This window comes from Frigoribacterium sp. VKM Ac-1396, assembly GCF_015350895.1.
GTDB lineage: Bacteria > Actinomycetota > Actinomycetes > Actinomycetales > Microbacteriaceae > Frigoribacterium.
Genome location: NZ_JADKSD010000002.1, coordinates 652,999 through 674,629 on the forward strand (window position 1 = coordinate 652,999; position 21,631 = coordinate 674,629).

Here is a 21,631-nt window from a genome sequence, read left to right on the forward strand (position 1 = left end):
ACGGTCGTGGCGGCGAGCCGCGGGCTCAGCGGACGTTCCAGAACGCGGTGTTGCCGCTGGAGGTCTTGGCGCGGGTCGCGACCGCGAGGTAGCCCGGTGCCCTCCACCCCGACGTGACGCATCGGCCATCACGCGCGCAGGCCGTGGCGCTGTGCTGACGCGAGGCGTGCTGGTACTTCGAGTACACCGTCGAGTTCGTGACGCCGTACTGCCAGTACCCGCCCCCGACGTACCCGGAGCCGCGCGTCGAGGGGCCGTCGGCCGGGGCGGAGCCCGACGCGGCCGCCTCGTCGGCAGCCGCCTCGTCGGCGGCCGAGGAGGCGGCCGCCGGTGCGGGGGCCGCCGCCGTGGCCGGCGCGACACCGGCGCCGAGCAACGCGGCGGCGACGGCGAGGCTCGCGGCCGTGGCCGACAGGCGACGGACCGCAGGCGAGTCGAAAGGTGTGGACATGGTCTCTCTCCGTTCGTCATGATCGTTCGTCCGTCGGACGATCACATGACGATGGCATTAAAAACGACGCATTGCAATACGACTGTATGCATGCAGAATCCATGATCCCGATATCCGATAACACGTATGGTCCGCTCGTCGTGTGACGCGAGCGACACCGCCTTTGCGGAGCTAGGGTGGGCTGCATGTCGCAGATACGGATCAAGGACGCCGCAGCCTTCCTCGGCGTCAGTGACGACACCGTCCGGCGCTGGGTCGACCTGGGTCTGCTCGCGAGCGAGAAGGACGCGGCCGGCCGCGGTGTCGTCGACGGCCTGTCCCTCGCCCGCCTCGCCCGCGAGAACGCCGTGCTGCCGGCCGACCCGTCCGAGATCGGCCGCTCGGCACGCAACCGGCTCGTCGGCATCGTCACCGAGGTCACCGCAGACCGCGTGATGGCTCAAGTCGAACTGCAGTGCGGACCGCACCGCATCGTCTCGTTGATGAGTAGCGAAGCCGTCCGCGAGCTGGGGCTCGAGCCCGGCTCGGTGGCCGTCGCCGTCGTGAAGGCCACGACGGTCATCATCGAGACTCCCGGCGGCAAGGCCTGACCCATGAGAAGAACCCCCACGATCGTCGCGGCGCTCGCCGGAACCGTCGCGCTGGCGACCTCGCTCGGCCTGACGGGCTGCTCGGGCGCGACCGTCGACCCCGCGACCAGCGCGACCCCGACGGCATCCGGCTCGGCGCTCGACGGGTCCATCACCGTGTACGCCGCTGCTTCACTCAAGACCACGTTCACCGAGCTGGCCGACGAGTTCGAGAGGGCCAACCCCGGCACGACGGTCGAGCTGACCTTCGCGGGCTCGTCCGACCTCGTCACGCAGATCACCGAGGGCGCCCCCGCCGACGTCTTCGCCTCGGCCGACGAGAAGAACATGGCCAAGCTGACCGACGCCGGTCTCGTCGAGTCGTCGTCACCCGAGGACTTCGCGACCAACGTCCTCACGATCGCCGTGCCTCCGTCGAACCCGGCCGGCGTCACCGACTTCGCCGACCTCGCGAAGCCCGGGGTGAAGACCGTGATCTGCGCGGCCCAGGTGCCCTGCGGGGCGGCGACGGTCACGGTCGAGCAGGCCACGGGCGTCACGATCTCGCCGGTCAGCGAGGAGTCCTCGGTCACCGACGTGCTCGGCAAGGTCACCTCGGGTGAGGCCGACGCCGGGCTGGTCTACGTGACCGACGTCGAGGCCGCCGGCGACAGCGTCGAGGGCATCGACTTCGCCGAGGCGGACCAGGCGGTCAACACGTATCCCATCGCCCCCGTGGCCGACACGGCGAATCCGGCGGTGGCCGAGGCGTTCGTGGCCTCCGTCACCGGCGAGGTCGGGCAGCGCGTGCTGCAGGACGCGGGCTTCGGCACACCGTGAGGTCGGTCCCGGCCTGGGTCGTGGTGGTCGCCGCGCTCGGCGCCGCATTCGTGCTGTTGCCCCTCGTCGCCATGGTGTCGCGGGTGGACTGGCCCGAGTTCGTGCCGCTCGTCACGTCCGAGTCGTCGGTCGACGCGTTCTGGCTGAGCCTCCGGACGTCGGTCTCGGCGACCCTGATCTGCGTCGTGCTCGGGGTGCCCATGGCCGTGGTGCTGGCGCGCACCGAGTTCTGGGGCCAGAAGGTGCTGCGGTCGCTCGTGCTGCTGCCGCTCGTGCTGCCGCCCGTCGTCGGCGGCATCGCGCTGCTCTACACCTTCGGCCGTCGCGGCCTGCTCGGGCAGATCTTCGAGGCGCTCGGCGTGACGATCGCGTTCTCGACCACGGCGGTGGTGCTGGCCCAGGCGTTCGTCGCCCTGCCGTTCCTGGTGCTGAGCCTCGAGGGTGCGCTGCGCACGGTGGGGACCCGCTACGAGGCCGTCGCGGCGACCCTCGGGGCCCGGCCCACGACCGTGCTGCGCCGGGTCACCCTGCCGCTCGTGCTGCCCGCCCTCGTCTCGGGGGCCGTGCTGTCGTTCGCCCGGGCCCTCGGCGAGTTCGGTGCCACGCTCACCTTCGCCGGGTCGTTGCAGGGCGTCACGCGCACCCTGCCGCTCGAGATCTACCTGCAGCGTGAGACCGACCCCGACGCGGCCGTGGCGTTGTCGCTCGTGCTCGTCGTCGTGGCGGTCGTCGTCGTCGCGCTCGCGCACCAGGCCGGGCAGGCGGGCGATCCGGCCCTCCGGCCGCAGGCCCGGCAGCTCCCGGCCCTCCGGCCGCAGGCCACGAGGAGGCGCGGGTCGTGACCCTCGAGTTCGCCGCCGTCGTCGAGTCCCGCGGCTTCGACGTGCAGCTGACCGTGGCCGAGGGGGAGACCCTGGCCGTCCTCGGTCCGAACGGTGCCGGCAAGTCGACGCTCCTGGCCCTGATCGCCGGCCTGCTGCGACCAGACCACGGCACGGCCCGCCTGGGCGGCCGCGTGCTGTTCGACGTCGACGTCCGCGGGCGCGGCCCCGCGCTGCGACCGCACGAGCGCGGCGTCTCGATGCTCGCGCAGGACGCCCTGCTCTTCCCCCACCTCAGCGCCCTCGACAACGTCGCGTTCGGCCCGCGCAGTGCCGGGGTGACGCGTCGCGAGGCCGGCCGGCGAGCCGACGACTGGCTCGCGCGGGTCGACGCCACGGCCCTCGCCGGTCGTCGGCCGGCGCAGCTCTCGGGCGGTCAGGCGCAGCGCATCGCCGTCGCCCGCGCCCTGGCGGCCGACCCCGACCTGCTCTTGCTCGACGAGCCGATGGCCGCCCTCGACGTGTCGGTCGCGCCCGCCCTGCGACGGACGCTGCGCGACGTCCTCGCCGATCGCACGGCCATCGTCGTCACGCACGACGTCCTCGACGCCTTCACGCTGGCCGACCGCGTCGTCGTGCTCGAGGGCGGCCGCGTCGTCGACGCCGGCCCCACCCGCGCCGTGCTCGAACGCCCCACCACGCCGTTCGCCGCCGGGCTCGCGGCACTGAACCTGCTGACCGGCACGGCGGTCAGTGGTGACGGCGGAGTCCGGCTCGCCGACGGAGCGGTCGTGGAGGCCCGCTCCACCGACGGGCTCGTCGCGGGTGCGGCCGCGGCGGTGGCGGTCCGGCCGAGTGCCGTGCGGGTGACCACGGGAGGGGTCGCGGGCCTGGGGTCGACCGCGAACGTCCTCGACGTGGTCGTCACCGACCTCGAACCCCGAGGCGACCTCGTCCGCGTCCGCGCGGGCGACGTGTCGGCCGACGTCCCGCCGGGCGTCGTCGCCGCCCTCGACCTCGCGCCGGGCACCCCGGTCCGTTTCTCGTTCGACCCCGACGATGCCGTCGCCTACCCCCTCTGAGGGCAGGCCTGGGGCCGCACGGCCCGCCGCCGAGGCGTCAGGCGCGTTCCGTCGGCGACCGTGACCCGCGCCTCCGGCCGGCGAGCGCGCGCAAGCGCCGCAGGTCGTCGTCGACCCCGTCGAGCAGCCGGTCCGTGAACCCGGGCCCTGCCCGCCACAACGTCACGATCAGGATCACCAGCACGGCCGCGGCGAGCGACGACCGCTGCAGGGCCGCGCTCGGTTCGAGCTGACGCACGAGCAGCGCGAGCGGGATCGCCAGCCACTCGACCCGCCCGGTCAGCGCGACGAACGGCACCAGCAGCAGGGCGTACCAGGGGTAGCGCGGGCTGACGGCGACGAGCGTCACGCCGATCATCACGAGCTGCCCCAGCCACGGGTCGTGCGACGGGGTCTTGACCCAGACCAGCACGGCCGTCACCCCGACGATCAGCACGGCGGCGGGCGTCGTCCAGGCCCCGGGCAGGAACGCCGACAAGAACACGAACCGCGAACCGTCCTCGTAACCTTCTTCGGTCAGGTAGCCCGGCAGGTACCCGAGCACCTGCCAGCCGGTCGTGGCCACGTACGGCACGTAGAGCACGGCGAAGGTGACGACGGAGGCGCTGATGACCTTCCAGGGCTGCCCGCGCAGCAGGGCGGGCGCCGCGATCACCGGGATGAGCTTGGTCGCGATCGCGGCCCCGAGCGCGATGCCACCGCGCCAGCGTCGGCCGGTCGCGACGAGCAGGGAGGCCGCCACGACGAGCACGGCGCCCAGCAGGTCGACGTGCGAGTTCGTGATGCCCTCGCCGACCACGAGCGGGCACCAGCCCCAGAGCGCCGCCCAGCGCGGGTCGAGGCCTCGACGGCGCAGGGTGGCCAGCAGGGCGACGGTCGTGCCGAGCACGAGCACGAAGCCGGTGGCCTGCAGCGGGAAGAACCCCGCGTCCGGGCCGACGACCGCCGACACCGCCCAGAAGTACAGCTCGGCCATCGGGGGGTAGATGGTCGGCACGTCGGGCCGGTTGATCAGGGTGCAGACGACGTCGCCGGTCTGGCTGTCGTACGCGCGGTGCACCTGGCGGTCGGGCTCGCCGCAGCGCTCGCCGATCGTGCCGTCGTCGCGGGTGAACGGCGTCGACTCGGGGAAGATCCACGCCGGCCGCAGGTCGCGCAGCTCGCCTGCGTCGGGCGTGTACTCGTAGGGCGAGACGCCGGCGGTCTGCACGATGCCGTCCCAGGCGTAGCGTGCCGGGTCGGTGCTCGTGTTGGGCACGCCGGTCAGGCCCGCTCCGCCGACGAGGGCCGTGCCCGCGATCACGAGGGCCGTGACGTGTCGCACGGGCACCCGGCGCAGCAGCACGACGGCCAGGGCGAAGAGGGCCCAGCAGATGCCGGTCCAGACGACGAAGTCGGTCCGCAGCTCTTTCATCAAGAAGCCGACGTTCACGACGCCCCACGCGACGGCCGCGGCCAATCCGAGGACGGCCACGGCCGCGAACACAGTACGCACGTGACCAGTGTGGCGGAATCCGCCGGTGCAGTCCCCGAGTCGCGGCATATCTGAAATGATGCAGCCATGAGACGACTCCTGCACGACGCGCGACGAGCGGTCTCGTCTCCGACGCGCAACGCACGGTCGGCGACCGTCTTCGGTCGCCTGCTCGGCCTCGCGTTCGTGATCTGCCTGCTGACGGGCCTCTACAGCCACTTCCTCCAAGAGCCGCTCGGGTGGATGCGCTTCCCGACGAGCCCGGTGTGGCTCTACCAGGTCAGCCAGGGCGTCCACATCACGGCCGGCATCGCCTGCATCCCCCTGCTGCTCGCCAAGCTGCACTCGGTCTTCCCGCAGCTCTTCCAGCACCCGCCGATCAAGCACCCGATCGACGTCCTCGAGCGCGCCTCCATCGCCCTGTTCGTCGCGACCTCGATCCTGCAGCTCGTCACCGGGCTGCTGAACACCTACCAGTACTACCCCTGGCCGTTCCCGTTCAAGCAGGTGCACTTCGCCCTGTCGTTCGTCATCATCGGGTCGCTGGCCGTGCACATCGCCGTCAAGCTGCCGCTGATCACCCGCTATTGGCGGGCCCGCGACAGCTACGACGCCGACGGGCGCTTCGTCGAGCCGTCGGCCGAACTCGACGCGGCCCGCGCCTCGTTCGTCGCCGAGACCGAGGCGACGGCCGAGCTCGCCCGGTTCCGTGCCGAGCGCGACGCCGACGCGACGCGACGCGACCGCGACCCGCACGCCGCGCCTCCTGCCCCCGCTCGCGGCCTCACCGGCCGCGTCATGCACTGGATCGACACCGCCCACGAGGTCGATCGCGAACCGGGCCGTGCCCGGGTGTCGCGTCGGGGCTTCTTCACCGCCGTCGGGGTCGCCACCGGCGGGGTGGTCGTCCTCACTGCCGGGCAGTCGTTCACCCCGCTGGCCCCCCTCAACGCCTTCGCGCCCCGGCAGCGCGGCCTCGGCCCGAACGACCTGCCGATCAACCGGACGGCCGCGGCCGCCCAGGTGCTCGAGACGGCGATGGACCCCGACTGGCGCCTCGACGTCGTGGTCGGCGGCGTCGCCACCGCGTTCACCCTCGACACGCTGCGCGGGTTCGACGGTGCCGACGAACGCCTGCCGATCGCCTGCGTCGAGGGGTGGAGCCAGACCGGCGCCTGGCGGGGGGTGCGCCTCGTCGACCTGCTGGCCGCGGCCGGCGCCCCGACCGACCGTCGCCTGCGACTGACCAGCCTCGAGAAGAAGGGCGGCTATCGCGTGACCGAGATGGGCCCCGAGTACGCCTCCGACCCCCGCACCCTCGTCGCCCTCGAGCTGAACGGCGAGCCGCTCAGCATCGACCACGGCTACCCGGCGCGCATGATCGCCCCGGGCCGTCCCGGCGTCCTGCAGACGAAGTGGCTCAGCTCGATCGAGGTGCTCTCGTGACCGCGCGCGTCCCGGCGACGACCGCGAGCGCAGGAGGCGCGGGCACGTCGCGCTCCGTCCGCGTCGTCCGCGGGGTGCTGGTCGCCCTCGGCGTCGGCCTGATGGGCCTCGGCGGCTGGGTCCTCACCGACACCGTCAACCCGAACCGCTACGGGGGTCTGCTGATCTGGCTGATCGGTTCGGTCGTCCTGCACGACGCCGTGCTCGCGCCGGTCGTGGCCGCGGTCTCGCTCGTCGTGCGACGGACCGGCCGGCGCGTGCGTCCGGCCGTCCTCTGGATCGTGCAGGGCGCCGTCGTCGTCGGCGCGATCTTCTCGCTGGTCGTCGTGCCCGAGATCGTCGCGAAGGCGAAGGGGCCGAAGAACGACACGGTGCTGCCGTTCGACTACGGCGTGCGCCTCGGGGTGCTCTGGCTCGTGATCGCGCTGGCGACCGCCGCCGTGGTGGCGCTCTACCTGGCGCGCAGCCGGCAGAAGGTGCGCCCGTCGACCGACCAGGTCTGAGCGACCCGCAGGCCCGAGCGTCGGGCGTGGCGGTGCAGGGCCTCGCGGCCGACCTCGGCCCAGGGGAAGGTCGCGCTCGCGTGCCCCAGGTCGTCGACCACGTGGGCCTCGTAGCTGTCGTCGAGCGAGGCGTCGGGGGCGGTCTCGACGACGACCGAGCCGGTCGCCGTCAAGATCTCGGCACAGCGCGTGAGCAGGGCCGTCGGGTCTCCGCCGATGCCGACGTTGCCGTCGAGCAGCAGGGCGAGGTTCCACTCGCCCTCGCGGGGCAGCGGGTCGAAGACCGAGCCGCCGGCCACGGGGAGGCCGGCCTCGCGGGCCATCGCCACGGCCGTCGGCGAGACGTCAAGCCCGAGCACCGTCAGGCCCCGGTCGACGGCGGCCCGCACCATGCGGGCGGGCCCGCAGCCGATGTCGAGCACCGGGCCCGTCTCGGCGTCGAGGGTCGTCAGATCGGCGGCGTCGGCGTCGGCGCTCCACCGGGCCACGTCGAACGGCTCGTCGGCGTCGCGGTCGCGGGCGGTGGGGGGCGACGCGGGGCGCCCGACGGCGCCCGCCGCGCGGACGAGCTGCAGCAGGCCCTCGTGACGCAGGGCGCGCGCGTACGGCTCCGCGCCTCCTGAACCGAAGGTGGCGGGCTGTTCGGGGGCGATGGTCATGAGGTGACCCCTTCTGTGGCGGGATCGGTCGTTCGGGTGACGCCGTTCGTGGTGGTCGTGTGGGTGGTCGCGTTCTCGTCGGCGGACTCGGCGTCGCGCAGGGCCGAGGCGAACCTGCTGCCCGGCGCGGCCGCGGCCACGAGGCGGGCGTCGTCGATGGTGTCGACGTCGACGAGCTCGGGCAGCTTGCGGACGGTGAGACCGGCGTCGGCGAGCCGACGCAGCTGGTGCGCGCCGGTGTCGTCACGCGACATCGGCACGCCTCGCAGCAGGTCTCCCGTCGGACGGGCGAGGCCGAGGGCCCAGAACCCGCCGTCGTTCGCCGGGCCGAACCAGGCGTCGACGTCGTCGGTCCACTCGGCGAAGACGGGCCGGAGGGCCTCGACGGTCACCTGCGGGGTGTCCATGCCGATGAGCACGGTCTTGCCGTCGACCTCGTCGAAGAGGGCGCCGAGTCGCGCGTCGAGGTCGCCACCGATCTGAGGGATCACATCGAAGTCTTCGGAGCCGACGGGCCGACGGTTGCCGTCGAACAACAGGACGCGTCGCGTGGCCGGCAGTCGACGGGCGACGTCGAGGGTGTCCTGGACGGCCGCGGCCGCGACGTCGGCGGCCTGTTCGAGACTGAGGGGCGGGTGCAGCCGGGTCTTCACCTTGCCCGGGATCGTCTCTTTCGCGATCACCACGAGCGTCGTCATCGGCCCGCCTCCCGCAGCAGTCGTGACATGTCGTTGACGGCCACCCAGGTGCCTCGGATCGTGCCGGTCACCTTGCTGCGACCGACGCGCGGCGAGTACGGGGCGTCCTGCTCGACGATGCGCCAGTCGGCCTCGCTGGCGCGCAGCACCATCTCGAGCGGGTAGCCGCTGCGACGGTCCTTCAGGTCGAGGTCGAGCAGGGCCTGACGGCGGGCGACGCGCATCGGGCCGAGGTCGTGCAAGGCGACCCCGCTCGCGCGGCGCATGAGGTGCGACAGGGCGAGGTTCGCCAGCCGGGCGTGCACCGGCCAGGCCCCCCGGGTCGTCGGACGCCGACGACCGAGCACGAGGTCGGCGTCACCGGCCATGACGGGCGCCGCGAGCGCGACGAGGTCGGCGGGGTCCATCGACGCGTCCGCGTCGCAGAACGCGACGTAGGGCGCGGTGGCCGCCTCGAGGCCGGCGTGGGCGGCGCTGCCGAAGCCGCGCCGCGCCTCCTGGACGACGGTCGCACCGTGCGCGGCGGCGACGCTGGCCGAGTCGTCGGTCGAACCGTTGTCGACGACGATCGCGTGCCAGCCCTCTGGCAGCCTCCCGAGCACCCAGGGCAACGCGCCTTCTTCGTCGAGACACGGAAGCACGACGTCTACCAAGGGATTGCTCATCCTCTCGACAATACGGATGCGATCCCATGAGAGTGATGGGAGCGGGTGGTCCGCGCCCCGAACGGGGGGAGTGCTGTCATTCTGCTAGCGTCGGTGTTCGGAGGTGGCCAGGATGGCGACGTTGACGGTGCGGGGTCTCGATCCCGAGGTGATCGAGCGGCTCAAGGCCCTGAGCGCACGCCACGGGCGGTCGATGGAGGCCGAGGCGCGGCTGATGGTGACGCGACTCGCCCATGGGGCCGATGTGCCGGTCGACGATCCGTCGGCCGTGGCGGCCGTCGGGGCGGCACCGACGCCCGAGAACTGGGTCCACGTCTTCCGCCGCCGGTTGGCGGAGAAAGGCTCCTTCCTCGACGACGAGTTCGTCGAGGGCCTCGACCGCGATCGGCGGGCGCAGGCCCCGGCGAGATCGGCCGATCTCCGGTGATCGTCGTCGACACGAACGTCGTGTCGGAACTCGCGCGTCCCCGTCCCTGCCCCGAAGTGGTGAGCTGGTTCGAGCGGCAACGGCTCGACGGGCTCTACCTGAGCGTCGTCACCGGTGCCGAGATGTTGGCCGGGCTGCTGGCCATGCCCGAGGGCCTCCGCCGTGACCGCGTCGAGGACTGCGTCATCGACATCCTCGAGCACCAGTTCGACGGTCGTGTGCTGGCGTTCGACGCGCACGCGGCGATCGAGTACGCGACGGTGCTGGCGCGGCGCAGGGCCGCCGGTCGACCGATCGCGACGGCCGACGCCATGATCGCGGCACACGCCCTCGTCGGCGGTGCCGCCCTCGCCACGCGCAACACGAGGGATTTCGAGGGCCTCGGTCTCGAGCTCGTCGACCCCTGGGCCCGGTGACCTCGAGGCGGCCGCCGTCCGGCGCTCCGGACGTCGGACGCCCTGCCCGGTCAGCGCCTCGGGTCAGCGCCTCCCGTCAGCGCCTCCCGTCAGCGCCTCCGGTCAGCGGGCGACCGCGGCGCGCAACGGTGCCGTGGCGAACTCGTGCATGCCCTGCTCGAAGCTCACGCTCGGCCGCCAGCCCAGCTCGTCCTGCAACCGGGCCGACGAGGCCGTCACGTGGCGGACGTCGCCCGCCCGGTACTCACCCGTCACGACGGGCGCCGGGCCGCCGGCCTCGCGTGCCAGCGCCTCGGCCATCTCGCCGATCGTGTGCACCGCGCCGCTGCCGACGTTGAACGCCCGGAACGCGTCGGCGGGCTGGTCGGCCGTCCAGTCGAGGGCCGCGAGGTTGGCCGAGGCGATGTCGCGGACGTGCACGAAGTCGCGGCGTTGGGCGCCGTCCTCAAACACGCGCGGTGCCTCGCCGCGTTCGAGCGCCGACCGGAACAGCGAGGCGACGCCCGCGTAGGGCGTGTTCTGCGGCATGCCCGGGCCGTAGACGTTGTGGTAGCGCAGGGCCGCGGCGCGACCGCCGGTGCTGCGCGCCCACGAGGTCGAGAGGTGCTCCTGCGTCAGCTTGGTGATGGCGTAGACGTTGCGCGGGTCGAGCGGGGCCTCCTCGCCGATCAGCTGCGGTTCGAGCAGCTCGCCCGCCTCGTCACGGGGGTCGAAGACGCCCGCGTCGAGGTCGGCGATGCGGCGGGGCGCCGGTCGCTCGGTCGCGCCCGACGAGGTGCGGTAGCTGCCCTCGCCGTAGACGACCATCGACGACGCCACGACGAGCCGGTCGACGCCTGCCCGGTCCATCGCCGCCAGCACGACGGCCGTGCCGAGCTCGTTCGACGAGACGTAGTCGGGCGCGTCCTGGAAGTCCACGCCCAGCCCGACCTTGGCCGCCTGGTGGCAGACCGCGTCGACGCCCACGAGGGCCCGGTCGACCGTCTCGGCGTCGCGGACGTCGCCGTGCACGAAGTCGACGCGAGGGTCGATCGTCGGCTCGCCGCCGTGGACGTCCGGCCGCAGCGAGTCGAGCACGCGCACCCGCCAGCCGCGCTCGAGCGCGAGGTCGACGATCGCCGAGCCGATGAAGCCGGCACCGCCCGTGACGAGCAGCAGGCCGGGGCCCGCGGTCGCGTCGGTGGCTGCGGCTGCGCCGGGGGCCGCGGCCGCGTCGGTGGCGGCGGTCGAGGAGGCGCGGGTCGCGCTCACAGCGCGGCCCTCCGCCCCGAGACGGGCCGGGCGAGCACCTCGGCCACCGCCTCGGGCGACATCAGCTCGCGCGGGGCGTAGTCGTCCGGCATCGCGGCGACGATCGACTCGATGGCCGCGACGATGCGCGGCTGGGCGGCGGCGAGTCGCTCGAAGACGAGCGAGGCGCTGACGGCGTCGGCGTCGGGGGCGTCGCCCTCGGTCGGCGCGAGGCCGGCGTCGCTGTCGGTCACGTACGAGAGGTTGACGGCCCCCATGCCGAGTTCGAGGGTGAGCGGGATCTCGGGGTACATCGTCATGTTGACCGTGTGGGCCCCGGCGGCCCGGAACCAGAGCGACTCGGCCCGGGTCGAGAAGCGCGGCCCCTGGATCACGACGCAGGTGCCGGTCGCGGCGAACGGCTCGCCCTGGGCCTCGAGGGCCTCGATCGCGGCGGCCCGCAGCACCGGGTCGAACGGGTCGGCGGCGATCAGGTGCTGCACCTGGCCCTCGACGTCGAAGAAGGTGTCGCGACGCCCCCAGGTGCGGTCGACGAACTGGTCGGTGACGACCATCGTGCCCGGGGCGACGTCGGGGCTGACCCCGCCGACCGCCGACGACGACACGATCGCCTTCGCGCCGAGCGACGCCAGGGCCCAGACGTTCGCCCGGTAGTCGATCAGGTGCGGCGCGACCGCGTGGCCCGCGCCGTGCCGGGTCAGGAACGCCACGCGCTTGCCGCCCAGCTCGCCGATCGTCACCTCGCTCGAGGTCGGGCCGTAGGGCGTCTCGACGACGTGCCGGGTCGCCTCGCCCTCGGCGAAGAGCGAGTAGAGCCCCGAGCCGCCGATGACGGCGACGTCGACGCGGGGCGGCCCCGAGGAGGCGCGGGTCGGCGGTGGGGCGGTGGTCTCGGTCGCTGGGTCGGTCACCCCCGATACGCTACTGACCATCGCCCGAGAGGAACCGCGTGCGCACCATCGAGACCCACCTCGCCGAGGTCACGGCGCTCGTCGAGGCCGCCGTCCGGTCACGACCCGTCGAACCCCTCGTCGTCACGCCCGAGGCGCTCGCGGCCCGGCCCGACCGCTACCGCGACCGCGTGCTCGCCGCCGACGTCGTCGCCCCGATCGACCTGCCGCCGTTCGCCAACTCGCAGATGGACGGTTACGCCGTCTCGACCACCGGGCTCGACCCGTCGGGCCCCACCGCTCTCCGGGTCGCGGAGCGCATCCCCGCCGGGCGGGCGGCCCCCGACCTCCTCCCCGGTGCCGCGGCCCCGATCATGACCGGCGCCGCCGTCCCCGTCGGGGCCGACGCGATCGTGCCGATCGAGAAGGTCACCCCCGACTCGTTCCCGCCCGCCGGGGTCGACGCCGTCGTCGAGGTGCCCGCCGGCGTGGTCGCCGGCGCCTTCGTCCGCGACGCGGGCAGCGACGTCGCCGCCGGTTCGGTGCTCTTCGCGGCCGGGACGCGACTGACGTCCGCCCGGTGGGGGGTGCTCGCCGCCTCCGGGCTCGACGCGGTCGAGGTGCGCAGCCGCCCGCGCCTCCTGCTCGTGTCGACCGGTGAAGAGCTCGCCGCGCCCGGCGCCCCGCTCGGGCCCGGCCAGATCCACGACGCGAACGGGGCCGCCCTCGCCGCCGCGCTCGCCGAGGTCGGCGTCGACGTCACGGTCGCCCGGGTGACCGACGACGCGGCCGCGCTGCTCGCCGTCGTCGCCCGGCACGCCGACGACGTCGACCTCGTGCTGACCAGCGGCGGGGTGAGCGCCGGCGCCTACGAGGTCGTCCGCGACGCGTTCGAGGGCTCGGGCGTCACGTTCGGCTCGGTCGCGATGCAGCCCGGCGGGCCGCAGGGGTGGGGTGCCGTGGGCGTCCACGACCGCGACCTGCCCGTCGTGTGCTTCCCCGGCAACCCGGTCAGCTCGCTCGTGTCGTTCGAGGCCTTCCTCCGGCCCGCCCTGCAGGCCGTCACCGGCGTGGGCACGCCCCGTGCCCGGTGGACCGTCCCCATGGCCCACGCCGCCGACTCGCCGGTCGGCAAGCACCAGCTGCGTCGCGGGCGCGTCGACGTCGACGGCCGCGCCCACCTCGTCGGCGGTCCGAGTTCGCACCTGCTCGCCGCCCACGCCGAGGCCACCGTGCTCGTCTCGATCCCCGTCGGTGTCGACCGCGTCGACGAGGGCGACGAGGTCGAGGTCTGGGCGCTCGACGAGCCCACCCGCCACGAGAAGGCCGACCGATGACCGACACGCCCCCGCCCGACGCCCCGCCCGCCGGCGCCCCGCCCGCCGGCGCCCCGCTCTCCGGCGCCCCGCTCTCCGGCGCCCCGCTCTCCGGTGCCCCGCTCTCGCACGTCCGCGACGACGGCACCGCCCACATGGTCGACGTGACCGGCAAGTCCGAGACGAAGCGCGTCGCGACGGCGCAGGCCGTGCTGACCACCCGGCCCGACGTGATCGCACGGCTGGTCGACGGCTCGCTGCCCAAGGGCGAGGCACTCGGCACCGCCCGCATCGCCGGCATCCTCGCCGCCAAGCAGACCCCGACCCTCATCCCGCTCTGCCACCCCCTGCCGCTCGGCGCGATCACCGTCGACTTCGAGACGGCCGAGGCGCAGGTCACCGTGATCGCGCGCGTCTCGACCCGCGGCGTCACCGGGGTCGAGATGGAGGCCCTGACAGCCGCCTCGGTGGCCGCCCTGACCCTGTTCGACATGATCAAGGCGGTCGACGCGCTCGCGGTGATCGGCGAGATCAAGGTGCTCGACAAGCGGGGCGGCAAGTCGGGGGACTGGTCGCGATGAGCGACGCCACACCCGGGCCGGGCTCCCTCTCGGCCGACGGCTCGACCCCGACGGACGCGCCCGACCGGCGCCGGGCCGTCGTCGTCGTCGCCTCGACCCGCGCGGCCGCCGGCACGGCCGACGACACGACCGGGCCGGTCATCCGCGACTGGTTCGAGGCGCGCGGTTGGCTGGTCGAGGGCCCTGTCGTCGTGGCCGACGGCGAACCCGTCGGTGCGGTGCTCGAGGCCGCACTCGAGTGGGGCGTCGACGCCGTCGTCACCACCGGCGGCACGGGCGTCTCGCCGACCGACGCGACGCCCGAGATGACCCTGCCCCTGCTCGACCGCGAGCTGCCCGGCATCGCCGAAGAGCTCAGGAGGCGCGGCGCGGCCTCGACGCCGCTGGCCGTGCTCTCGAGGGGGCTCGCCGGGGTCGCCGGCACGACCTTCGTCGTCAACCTGCCCGGCTCGCGGGGCGGGGTGCGCGACGGGCTCGCCGTGCTCGACGACGTCCTCGACCACGTGGTCGACCAGCTGCACGGGGTCGACCACGCCCAGAACCGCCACCCGCACCCCGGAGGGGCAGCATGACCTGGAACGACGACCCGACCCACCTGCCCGGCGGAGCCCACGACGGTGCCCCCGGCGGCCCGTCCGACTTCGGGGCGGCGACACCCTCCGGGGCGGCGACACCGGGTGGCGTCGTGCCGGCCGTCGATCGCGTGCTGCTCGCGCGCGTCGTGGACGCGACCGTGTCGGTGGCCGAGTGCTCCGCGCTCGTGACGAGCCGCGCCTCCGGGGCGGTCGTGACGTTCGAGGGGGTCGTCCGCGACCACGACGAGGGGCGCGGGGTCGAGGCGCTGCACTACGAGGCCCACCCGACGGCGACCGACGTGATCCGCGAGGTCGCACTGACCGTGGCCGAGGCGCACCCCGAGGTCGCGATCGCGGTCGAGCACCGGTACGGCGACCTCGTCGTGGGCGACGTCGCGCTGGCCTGCGCCGTGGCGTCGGCCCACCGTGCCGAAGCGTTCGCCGCCTGCGCCGCGCTCGTCGACGAGGTCAAGGCCCGCACCCCGATCTGGAAGCGCCAGGAGTTCACCGACGGCTCGGACGAGTGGGTGGCGTCGCTCGGCTGACGCGCTGCGAGCCACCGAGTCGGGTGCCCAGCCCGGGCCGTCTACGCTTCCTAGGTGGCTCATCTACTCGGCGCAGAAAACCTCCGTCTCGAATTCCCGACCAAGGTCGTCCTCGACGGGGTGACCCTCGGCATCGACGAGGGCTCCCGCATCGGGGTCGTCGGCCGCAACGGCGACGGCAAGTCGACGCTCATGTCGGTGCTCGCCGGCCGGCTCGAACCCGACGACGGTCGCGTGACGACCCGCCGGGGCCTGACCATCGGCATGCTCGACCAGCGCGACGTGCTGCCCGAGGGCGCCACGGTCGGCAGCCTGATCGTCGGCGACCGCGACGAGCACGAGTGGGCCGGCGACGCGCGCATCCGCGACGTCATCTCGGGGCTCGCCACCGACATCCCGTGGGAGGCGCGGGTCGAGGACCTCTCGGGCGGCCAGCGTCGGCGCGTGGCCCTCGCGACCCTGCTGGTCGGCGACTGGGACGTCCTGTTCCTCGACGAGCCCACCAACCACCTCGACGTCGAGGGCGTCGCCTGGCTGGCCCAGCACCTCTCGCGCCGGTGGTCGTCGAACTCGGGTGCGCTCGTGGTCGTGACCCACGACCGGTGGTTCCTCGACGAGGTCTCGACCGACACGTGGGAGGTCCACGACGGCATCGTCGAACCCTTCGAAGGTGGTTACGCGGCGTACGTGCTGCAGCGCGTCGAGCGCGACCGCATGGCGTCGGCCTCCGAGGCGAAGCGCCAGAACCTCATGCGCAAAGAGCTCGCCTGGCTGCGTCGCGGCGCCCCGGCGCGCTCGACCAAGCCCAAGTTCCGCATCGACGCCGCCAACGAGCTGATCGCCGACGAGCCGCCCGTCCGAGACGCCGTGCAGCTGTCGCAGATGGCGACCGCGCGGCTCGGCAAGGACGTCGTCGACCTCGTCGAGGTCGGCGTCTCGTTCGGCGACAAGCGCGTGCTGCAGGGCGTCGAGTGGCGCATCGCCCCGGGGGAGCGCACCGGCGTGCTCGGCGTGAACGGCGCCGGCAAGTCGACGCTGCTCAAGGTCGTCACCGGCGCGATCGCGCCCACCGAGGGCCGGGTCAAGCAGGGCAAGACGGTCAAGTTCGCGATCCTCGACCAGCAGCTCGCCGACCTCCACGAGGTCGCGCACGAGCGGGTGAACGACGTCATCGGGCGGCAGCGCACCTCGTACGTCACGGGCGGCAAAGAGATGACGCCGGGGCAGCTGCTCGAGCGCCTCGGCTTCACCAGCGCCCAGCTGCAGACGCCGATCAAAGACCTGTCCGGTGGGCAGAAGCGTCGCCTGCAGTTCTTGCTGATCCTGCTGAACGAGCCGAACGTGCTCATCCTCGACGAGCCCACCAACGACCTCGACACCGACATGCTCGCCGCGATGGAGGACCTCCTCGACGGCTGGCCGGGCACCCTGCTCGTCGTGTCGCACGACCGGTACCTGCTCGAGCGCGTCACCGACCAGCAGTACGCCGTGCTCGAGGGGCGCTTCCGCCACCTGCCCGGCGGCGTCGACCAGTACCTGCAACTGCGTCGCGAGGCGACCCAGAACCAAGGAGGCGCGACCGACCGCCCGACGGCAGTCCAGGGGGCATCGGCGTCGGTCGCGGCCTCGGCCGCCGCGTCGGGGCTGTCCGGTGCCGAGAAGCGCAACGCCGAGAAGGAGTTGGGGTCGATCGACCGCAAGCTCGCCAAGGCGTCGGGCGAACGCGAGGGCCTGCTCGCGCAGTTCGCCTCGTTCGACCAGTCCGACTTCGACGGCCTCGCGGCCCTGCAGGCGAAGCTGACCGCGCTCGACCACAAGACGGGTGAGCTCGAGGTGCGCTGGCTCGAGCTCAGCGAGCTGCTGGCCTAGCCCGGCCCGGCCCGGCCTGTCCCGGCCCGGCCTGTCCGCTCCGCACCGCGTTTCGTTCACGGCACCCCGTCTAGTCCTGGTGCGGTGCACGAAACGCGGTGCGATGTGTGCCGCCAATCCCCAGCCGTCAGGCGTCAGCCGCCGAGCGTCAGGCTCAGCGTGCGCAACAGGTCGGTCAGCCGGCGACGGTCGTCGTCGCTGAGGTCGCTGAGCAGGGCGTCCTCGGCCGTGACGAGTCGTTCGATGGCGGCGTCGACGGCTCGGCGGCCCTCGATCGTCATCGTGACGAGGATGCCCCGGCCGTCGTTCGGGTCGGTGCGACGCTCGACCAGGTCGCGGCTCACGAGCCGGTCGATGCGGTTGGTCATCGCGCCGCTCGAGACGAGGGTCTGCTGCAGCAGGGTCTTGGGGCTGAGCTGGTACGGCTCGCCGGCCCGGCGCAGGGCCGAGAGCACGTCGAACTCCCACGACTCGAGGTCGCTGGCCTGGAACGCCTCGCGGCGTGCGCGGTCGAGGTGCTTCGAGAGTCGCCCCACGCGCGAGAGCACGTGCAGCGGCGCGAAGTCGAGGTCGGGTCGCTCGTGGCGCCACGCCTCGACGATGCGGTCGACCTCGTCCTGCTCGGGCATCCGCCCATCATGCCCGAGGGTGGGGCCGGACGCGGGAGGCGCGGTGCCGCACCCAGCCTGCCCGCGCCTCCTCGGGGCACCGCGTCCCGGCCACGGTCTGGCAGAATGGTCCGGCGCGCACGCGCGGTCCGCCATGGTGTAACGGCAGCACGACAGCCTTTGGAGCTGTTAGGTCTAGGTTCGAATCCTGGTGGCGGAGCCCCGAGCGACGCAGGCCGCGCCGCTTCGACGGCTCCGTCCCGATCCGACCGCGGCGCCTCGGCGTCCGCCCCACGACGAGGACCCCGCCATGTCGACCACCACCGCCTCCCTCCCACCGCTCGTCCGCGCCGCCCTGCTCGGCGCGCTCAGTGGTTCTCGTTCGGCGACGCCCCTGGCCGTGCTCGCCGTGAACCAGGGCGCCGACGAGGCGCGCGGCTCGTGGCAGCACTGGCGGGCGTTCCGTTCGCCGGTCGGTCGCGCGGTCTTCGTGGCCGCGGGCCTCGGCGAGCTCGTGGGCGACAAGCTGCCCGCGACACCGAGCCGACTCGCTCCGGGGCCCCTCGTCGGGCGCGTCGTCTCGGGCGCCGTGGCGGGCGTCGCGATGGGCGGAACGGGGCGCGGCGGCCGTCCGGTGGCGGGCGCCGTCGCCGGTGCGCTCGGCGCCCTCGTCGGCAGCTGGGCGTTCGCCGGGGCACGCAAGGCCCTCGTCGAGAAGACCGGCCTGCCCGACGTGGTCGTCGCCCTCGCCGAGGACGCTGTCGCGGTCGGCGGTTCGGTCGCCGTCGTCCGGTCGCGCTGAGTCGACTCGTCCCCAGGCGCGACGTCCCCTGGTGAAGTCCCCACGCCGGGCCGGTGTCCCGCGGGCCCGCCACCTCCCGTGGGAGGATCGGCGGAGATCACGCGCCACCCCTCACCAAGGAGCACCATGCCCGAACGTCAGCTCGCCGTCGTCGTCCTCGCCGCAGGGCAGGGCACCCGCATGAAGTCCTCGACCCCGAAGGTGCTGCACCGGCTGGCCGGGTTGCCGCTGATCCAGCACGTGCTCGAGACCGCCGGCGCGCTGCAGCCCGACCACCTCGTCACCGTGGTGCGGCACGAACGCGACCTCGTCGTGGCGAGCGTCCTCGACACCGCCCCGCACGCGCTCGTCGTCGACCAGGACGACGTGCCCGGTACGGGCCGCGCCGTCGAACAGGCCGTGGAGGCGCTGCCCGCCGAGTTCACCGGCGACGTCGTCGTCGTCAGCGCCGACGTGCCCTTCCTCGACCACGCGACGCTCGAGGCCCTGCTCGACCAGCACCGGTCCGCGTCCGCTTCGGCCACGCTGCTCAGCGCCGTGCTGCCCGACGCCACCGGGTACGGGCGGGTCGTCCGCCGCGACTCGGGCGACGTCGACCGCATCGTCGAGCACAAGGACGCCACCGACGACGAGCGTGCCGTGCGCGAGATCAACTCGGGCACCTACGCCTTCACGGTCGCCGCCCTGCGCACCCACCTGCCGCGCATCGGGTCGGCCAACGCCCAGAACGAGAAGTACGTCACCGACATGGTGGGCCTGTTGACCGGGGCCGGTGAGGTCGTCGGCGCCCGGGCCATCGACGAGACCTGGCGCCTCGAGGGCATCAACGACCGCGTCCAGCTCGCCGCCGCGGCCCGTCGGCTCAACGACCGCATCGTCGAGCACTGGCAGCGCGAGGGGGTCTCGATCGTCGATCCGCAGACCACCTGGATCGACCGCGACGTCTCGCTCAGCCCCGACGTCGAACTGCTGCCCGGCACGCAGCTGCGCGGTGCGACGTACGTGGCCGCGGGCGCGGTCGTCGGCCCCGACACCACCCTCGTCGACACCGAGGTCGGCGAGGGGGCGACGGTGAAGCGGACCGACGCCACCCTCGCGGTGATCGGTGCCCGCGCCTCCGTGGGGCCGTTCGCGTACCTGCGGCCGAACACGCTGCTCTCGGCCGACGGCAAGATCGGCACCTTCGTCGAGACGAAGAACGTGCAGATCGGCGAGGGCTCGAAGGTGCCGCACCTCAGCTACGTCGGCGACACCGAGGTGGGCGAGGGGTCGAACATCGGCGCCGGCACCATCACGGCCAACTACGACGGCGTGCACAAGCACCGCACCGAGGTCGGGTCGCACGTCCGCACCGGGTCGCACAACGTCTTCGTCGCCCCCGTTAGGATTGGCGACGGAGCGTACACAGGCGCCGGCACCATCGTCCGCAAAGACGTGCCGGCCGGTGCCCTGGCCTTGAGCATCGCTCCACAGCGCAATGCGAGCGGATGGGTCGAGGCGAACCGCCCCGGCTCGGCGGCTGCCGAGGCCGCCGCTCGCGCCGAACGAACGACCGACTGAACCCGGTCGGGTTGGCCCCTCGGGGCCGGAGAGCGAGTGACGTGTCCGGAATCAAGATCACCGGCGAGAACCGACTCGTCCTGATCTCGGGGCGTGCGCACCCCGAACTGGCCAACCAGATCGCCGCCGAGCTCGGCAGCGAGTTGATCCCGACCGACGCCCGCACCTTCGCCAACGGCGAGCTCTACGCGCGGTTCGACGAGAGCGTCCGCGGCTCCGACGCGTTCGTCATCCAGTCGCACTCGGCCCCCATCAACGAGTGGTTGATGGAGCAGCTGATCATGGTCGACGCGCTCAAGCGTGCGTCGGCCAAGCGCATCACCGTCGTCGCGCCGTTCTACCCGTACGCCCGCCAAGACAAGAAGGGTCGCGGTCGCGAGCCGATCTCGGCCCGCCTGGTCGCCGATCTCTTCAAGGCCGCCGGCGCCCACCGCATCATGAGCGTCGACCTGCACGCCCCGCAGATCCAGGGCTTCTTCGACGGCCCGGTCGACCACCTCTTCGCGATGCCCGTGCTGCTCGAGCACTTCCGCGCCAAGCTCGACAACACGACCCTGACCGTCGTCTCGCCCGACATGGGCCGCGTCCGCGTGGCCGACATCTGGAGCGAGAAGCTCGACGCCCCCCTGGCGATCATCCACAAGCGTCGCGACCCGCTCGTGCCGAACCAGGTCACCGTGCACGAGATCGTCGGCGACGTCTCGGGCCGCGTCTGCCTGCTCGTCGACGACCTCATCGACACCGGTCGCACCATCGTCAAGGCCGCCGAGGCGCTCAAGGCGAGTGGCGCGATCGGCGTCGTCGTCGCGGCCACCCACGCGGTGTTCAGCGACCCGGCTCCCGAGATCCTCAACAGCGACTTCATCGACTCGGTGGTCGTCACCGACACGCTGCCGCTCACCGAGCACCAGAAGTTCGACAAGCTCGAGATCCTCCCGATCGCCCCGCTCATCGCCCGCGCCATCCACGAGGTCTTCGACAACGGCTCGGTCACCTCGATGTTCGACGGCGCCGCCTGACCCAGCCCCTCCCGGCCCTCCGCCGCCCGACCCCGCCGCTCCCTGCCGTCCGGCGCCTGCCCCCGCCGCTCCCGGCCGTCCGGCGCCTGACCCCGCCGCTCCCGGCCTCGTCCCTTCCTGCGGTCGGCAACTCAGGAAATCTGTTGCCTCGCGCCTCCTTGCGGGCGGTTAAAGCTGCCGTTCTCCGGAGTTGCCGCTCACGCGGGCCCGGCTCGGTGTCAGCCGCACGGGCACGCGTCGTCGTCCACTCTCCATCCGCCTGGCCTCGCTCCCGCCCGGCCCGTTTTCTACCCGATCGCTGTTTCCTCGGCCTCACCTGCCCCTGGAGGTCGGTAAGTCAGGAGATCTGCTGCCTCGCGCCTCCTGCGAGCCGTTCTGACCGCCGTTCTCCTGAGTTGCCGCCGTGCGGGCGCTGCGACGGGCAGCGGAGCGTGCGCAGGTGTCCGCCACACTTGCAACCCGTCCGGTCGTGCTCCCGCGGGCGCAGCCTGCCCCCTGCGGTCGGTAAGTCAGGAGATCTGCTGCCTCGCGCCTCCTACGAGCCGTTCTGACCACCGTTTTCCT

24 protein-coding genes, 1 tRNA gene and 1 pseudogene are annotated in these 21,631 nt (G+C 73.2%); 18 read left to right on the plus strand and 8 right to left on the minus strand.

Annotation, left to right across the window (positions count from 1 at the left end):
• Positions 1–25 precede the first annotated feature (25 nt).
• The gene (locus ITJ55_RS10120; RefSeq protein WP_194595242.1) at positions 26–451 is read right to left on the minus strand and encodes a lactococcin 972 family bacteriocin; all 426 of its coding nucleotides are present in this window, start codon (positions 449–451) and stop codon (positions 26–28) included.
• 185 nt (positions 452–636) lie between these two features.
• Between ITJ55_RS10120 and ITJ55_RS10125 the strand changes: the two genes are divergently transcribed.
• Genes ITJ55_RS10125 through ITJ55_RS10140 form a run of 4 tightly spaced genes read left to right on the plus strand, consistent with a single transcriptional unit; the run spans position 637 to position 3,763 of the window.
• Positions 637–1,041, plus strand: coding sequence for a molybdopterin-binding protein (locus ITJ55_RS10125; RefSeq protein WP_056261950.1), 405 nt, complete (start codon positions 637–639; stop codon positions 1,039–1,041).
• A gap of 3 nt (positions 1,042–1,044) precedes the next feature.
• Positions 1,045–1,860, plus strand: a complete 816-nt coding sequence (gene modA, locus ITJ55_RS10130) for a molybdate ABC transporter substrate-binding protein (protein ID WP_194595243.1) — start codon at positions 1,045–1,047, stop codon at positions 1,858–1,860.
• A complete protein-coding gene (locus ITJ55_RS10135; protein WP_370544110.1) occupies positions 1,857–2,702 on the plus strand; it encodes an ABC transporter permease in 846 nt (281 codons plus the stop codon). The genes modA and ITJ55_RS10135 overlap by 4 nt, the downstream gene beginning before the upstream one ends.
• Complete coding sequence (locus tag ITJ55_RS10140; RefSeq protein WP_194595244.1) at positions 2,699–3,763, plus strand: ATP-binding cassette domain-containing protein; 1,065 nt, start codon at positions 2,699–2,701, stop codon at positions 3,761–3,763. Before ITJ55_RS10135 ends, ITJ55_RS10140 begins: the two co-directional genes overlap by 4 nt.
• Before the next feature lie 37 nt (positions 3,764–3,800).
• Here the strand turns inward: ITJ55_RS10140 and ITJ55_RS16530 are convergent, their stop codons facing one another.
• Entirely contained in the window at positions 3,801–5,258 is a 1,458-nt protein-coding gene (locus ITJ55_RS16530) for a glycosyltransferase 87 family protein (protein WP_194595245.1), read from the minus strand.
• A 66-nt stretch (positions 5,259–5,324) separates the two neighbouring features.
• Between ITJ55_RS16530 and ITJ55_RS10150 the strand changes: the two genes are divergently transcribed.
• Together ITJ55_RS10150 and ITJ55_RS10155 are read left to right on the plus strand one after the other, a co-directional pair.
• Entirely contained in the window at positions 5,325–6,683 is a 1,359-nt protein-coding gene (locus ITJ55_RS10150) for a molybdopterin-dependent oxidoreductase (protein WP_194595246.1), read from the plus strand.
• Complete coding sequence (locus ITJ55_RS10155; protein WP_194595247.1) at positions 6,680–7,186, plus strand: hypothetical protein; 507 nt, start codon at positions 6,680–6,682, stop codon at positions 7,184–7,186. Before ITJ55_RS10150 ends, ITJ55_RS10155 begins: the two co-directional genes overlap by 4 nt.
• Here ITJ55_RS10155 and ITJ55_RS10160 read toward each other — a convergent pair.
• From ITJ55_RS10160 to ITJ55_RS10170, 3 genes are read right to left on the minus strand one after another with little or no spacing between them, the layout of a single operon-like run.
• The gene (locus tag ITJ55_RS10160) at positions 7,135–7,845 is read right to left on the minus strand and encodes a bifunctional 2-polyprenyl-6-hydroxyphenol methylase/3-demethylubiquinol 3-O-methyltransferase UbiG (RefSeq protein WP_194595248.1); all 711 of its coding nucleotides are present in this window, start codon (positions 7,843–7,845) and stop codon (positions 7,135–7,137) included. The genes ITJ55_RS10155 and ITJ55_RS10160 overlap by 52 nt on opposite strands.
• Entirely contained in the window at positions 7,842–8,543 is a 702-nt protein-coding gene (locus ITJ55_RS10165) for a DUF2064 domain-containing protein (RefSeq protein ID WP_194595249.1), read from the minus strand. Before ITJ55_RS10165 ends, ITJ55_RS10160 begins: the two co-directional genes overlap by 4 nt.
• Positions 8,540–9,208 (minus strand): glycosyltransferase family 2 protein, encoded by a 669-nt coding sequence (locus ITJ55_RS10170; protein WP_194595250.1) that lies wholly within the window; start codon positions 9,206–9,208, stop codon positions 8,540–8,542. The genes ITJ55_RS10165 and ITJ55_RS10170 overlap by 4 nt, the downstream gene beginning before the upstream one ends.
• Before the next feature lie 112 nt (positions 9,209–9,320).
• Here ITJ55_RS10170 and ITJ55_RS10175 point away from each other — a divergent pair, with 112 nt between their 5' ends.
• Positions 9,321–9,635 carry a hypothetical protein gene (locus ITJ55_RS10175; protein ID WP_194595251.1) on the plus strand — a complete coding sequence of 105 codons (315 nt, stop codon included), beginning with the start codon at positions 9,321–9,323 and terminating at the stop codon, positions 9,633–9,635.
• Positions 9,632–10,051: a type II toxin-antitoxin system VapC family toxin gene (locus ITJ55_RS10180; RefSeq protein WP_194595252.1), complete on the plus strand. Its 420-nt coding sequence runs from the start codon at positions 9,632–9,634 to the stop codon at positions 10,049–10,051. The genes ITJ55_RS10175 and ITJ55_RS10180 overlap by 4 nt, the downstream gene beginning before the upstream one ends.
• A 102-nt stretch (positions 10,052–10,153) precedes the next feature.
• Here ITJ55_RS10180 and ITJ55_RS10185 read toward each other — a convergent pair whose 3' ends face one another.
• Both ITJ55_RS10185 and ITJ55_RS10190 read right to left on the minus strand, forming a co-directional pair.
• Complete coding sequence (locus ITJ55_RS10185) at positions 10,154–11,209, minus strand: NAD(P)-dependent oxidoreductase (RefSeq protein WP_194595614.1); 1,056 nt, start codon at positions 11,207–11,209, stop codon at positions 10,154–10,156.
• Between the two features lie 89 nt (positions 11,210–11,298).
• Entirely contained in the window at positions 11,299–12,213 is a 915-nt protein-coding gene (locus ITJ55_RS10190; RefSeq protein WP_370544111.1) for an MTAP family purine nucleoside phosphorylase, read from the minus strand.
• 38 nt (positions 12,214–12,251) lie between these two features.
• Here ITJ55_RS10190 and glp point away from each other — a divergent pair, with 38 nt between their 5' ends.
• The 6 genes and pseudogenes from glp (at position 12,252) to ITJ55_RS10215 (ending at position 17,078) form a co-directional block, all read left to right on the plus strand.
• The gene (gene glp / locus ITJ55_RS10195; protein ID WP_194595254.1) at positions 12,252–13,529 is read left to right on the plus strand and encodes a gephyrin-like molybdotransferase Glp; all 1,278 of its coding nucleotides are present in this window, start codon (positions 12,252–12,254) and stop codon (positions 13,527–13,529) included.
• A gap of 134 nt (positions 13,530–13,663) precedes the next feature.
• Positions 13,664–14,089, plus strand: coding sequence for a cyclic pyranopterin monophosphate synthase MoaC (gene moaC / locus ITJ55_RS10200; protein ID WP_255521276.1), 426 nt, complete (start codon positions 13,664–13,666; stop codon positions 14,087–14,089).
• Positions 14,086–14,661: a molybdenum cofactor biosynthesis protein B gene (locus ITJ55_RS10205; RefSeq protein ID WP_194595256.1), complete on the plus strand. Its 576-nt coding sequence runs from the start codon at positions 14,086–14,088 to the stop codon at positions 14,659–14,661. Before moaC ends, ITJ55_RS10205 begins: the two co-directional genes overlap by 4 nt.
• The gene (locus ITJ55_RS10210; RefSeq protein ID WP_194595257.1) at positions 14,658–15,209 is read left to right on the plus strand and encodes a molybdenum cofactor biosynthesis protein MoaE; all 552 of its coding nucleotides are present in this window, start codon (positions 14,658–14,660) and stop codon (positions 15,207–15,209) included. Before ITJ55_RS10205 ends, ITJ55_RS10210 begins: the two co-directional genes overlap by 4 nt.
• Before the next feature lie 120 nt (positions 15,210–15,329).
• Positions 15,330–15,732: pseudogene (locus tag ITJ55_RS16535) on the plus strand (ATP-binding cassette domain-containing protein); the annotation flags it as partial.
• Between the two features lie 11 nt (positions 15,733–15,743).
• Complete coding sequence (locus ITJ55_RS10215) at positions 15,744–17,078, plus strand: ABC-F family ATP-binding cassette domain-containing protein (protein WP_370544152.1); 1,335 nt, start codon at positions 15,744–15,746, stop codon at positions 17,076–17,078.
• Positions 17,079–17,212: 134 nt separating this feature from the next.
• Here the strand turns inward: ITJ55_RS10215 and ITJ55_RS10220 are convergent, their stop codons facing one another.
• Entirely contained in the window at positions 17,213–17,707 is a 495-nt protein-coding gene (locus tag ITJ55_RS10220; RefSeq protein WP_056261994.1) for a MarR family winged helix-turn-helix transcriptional regulator, read from the minus strand.
• A 127-nt stretch (positions 17,708–17,834) separates the two neighbouring features.
• Between ITJ55_RS10220 and ITJ55_RS10225 the strand changes: the two genes are divergently transcribed.
• The 4 genes from ITJ55_RS10225 to ITJ55_RS10240 all read left to right on the plus strand — a co-directional run bounded on the left by ITJ55_RS10225 (position 17,835) and on the right by ITJ55_RS10240 (position 21,067).
• Positions 17,835–17,906 (plus strand) — tRNA-Gln (locus ITJ55_RS10225).
• A gap of 90 nt (positions 17,907–17,996) precedes the next feature.
• Positions 17,997–18,488, plus strand: a complete 492-nt coding sequence (locus ITJ55_RS10230; RefSeq protein WP_194595259.1) for a DUF4126 family protein — start codon at positions 17,997–17,999, stop codon at positions 18,486–18,488.
• Between the two features lie 126 nt (positions 18,489–18,614).
• A complete protein-coding gene (gene glmU / locus ITJ55_RS10235; RefSeq protein ID WP_194595260.1) occupies positions 18,615–20,048 on the plus strand; it encodes a bifunctional UDP-N-acetylglucosamine diphosphorylase/glucosamine-1-phosphate N-acetyltransferase GlmU in 1,434 nt (477 codons plus the stop codon).
• Positions 20,049–20,089: 41 nt separating this feature from the next.
• The gene (locus ITJ55_RS10240; protein WP_056262005.1) at positions 20,090–21,067 is read left to right on the plus strand and encodes a ribose-phosphate diphosphokinase; all 978 of its coding nucleotides are present in this window, start codon (positions 20,090–20,092) and stop codon (positions 21,065–21,067) included.
• The last annotated feature ends 564 nt before the right edge of the window (positions 21,068–21,631 follow it).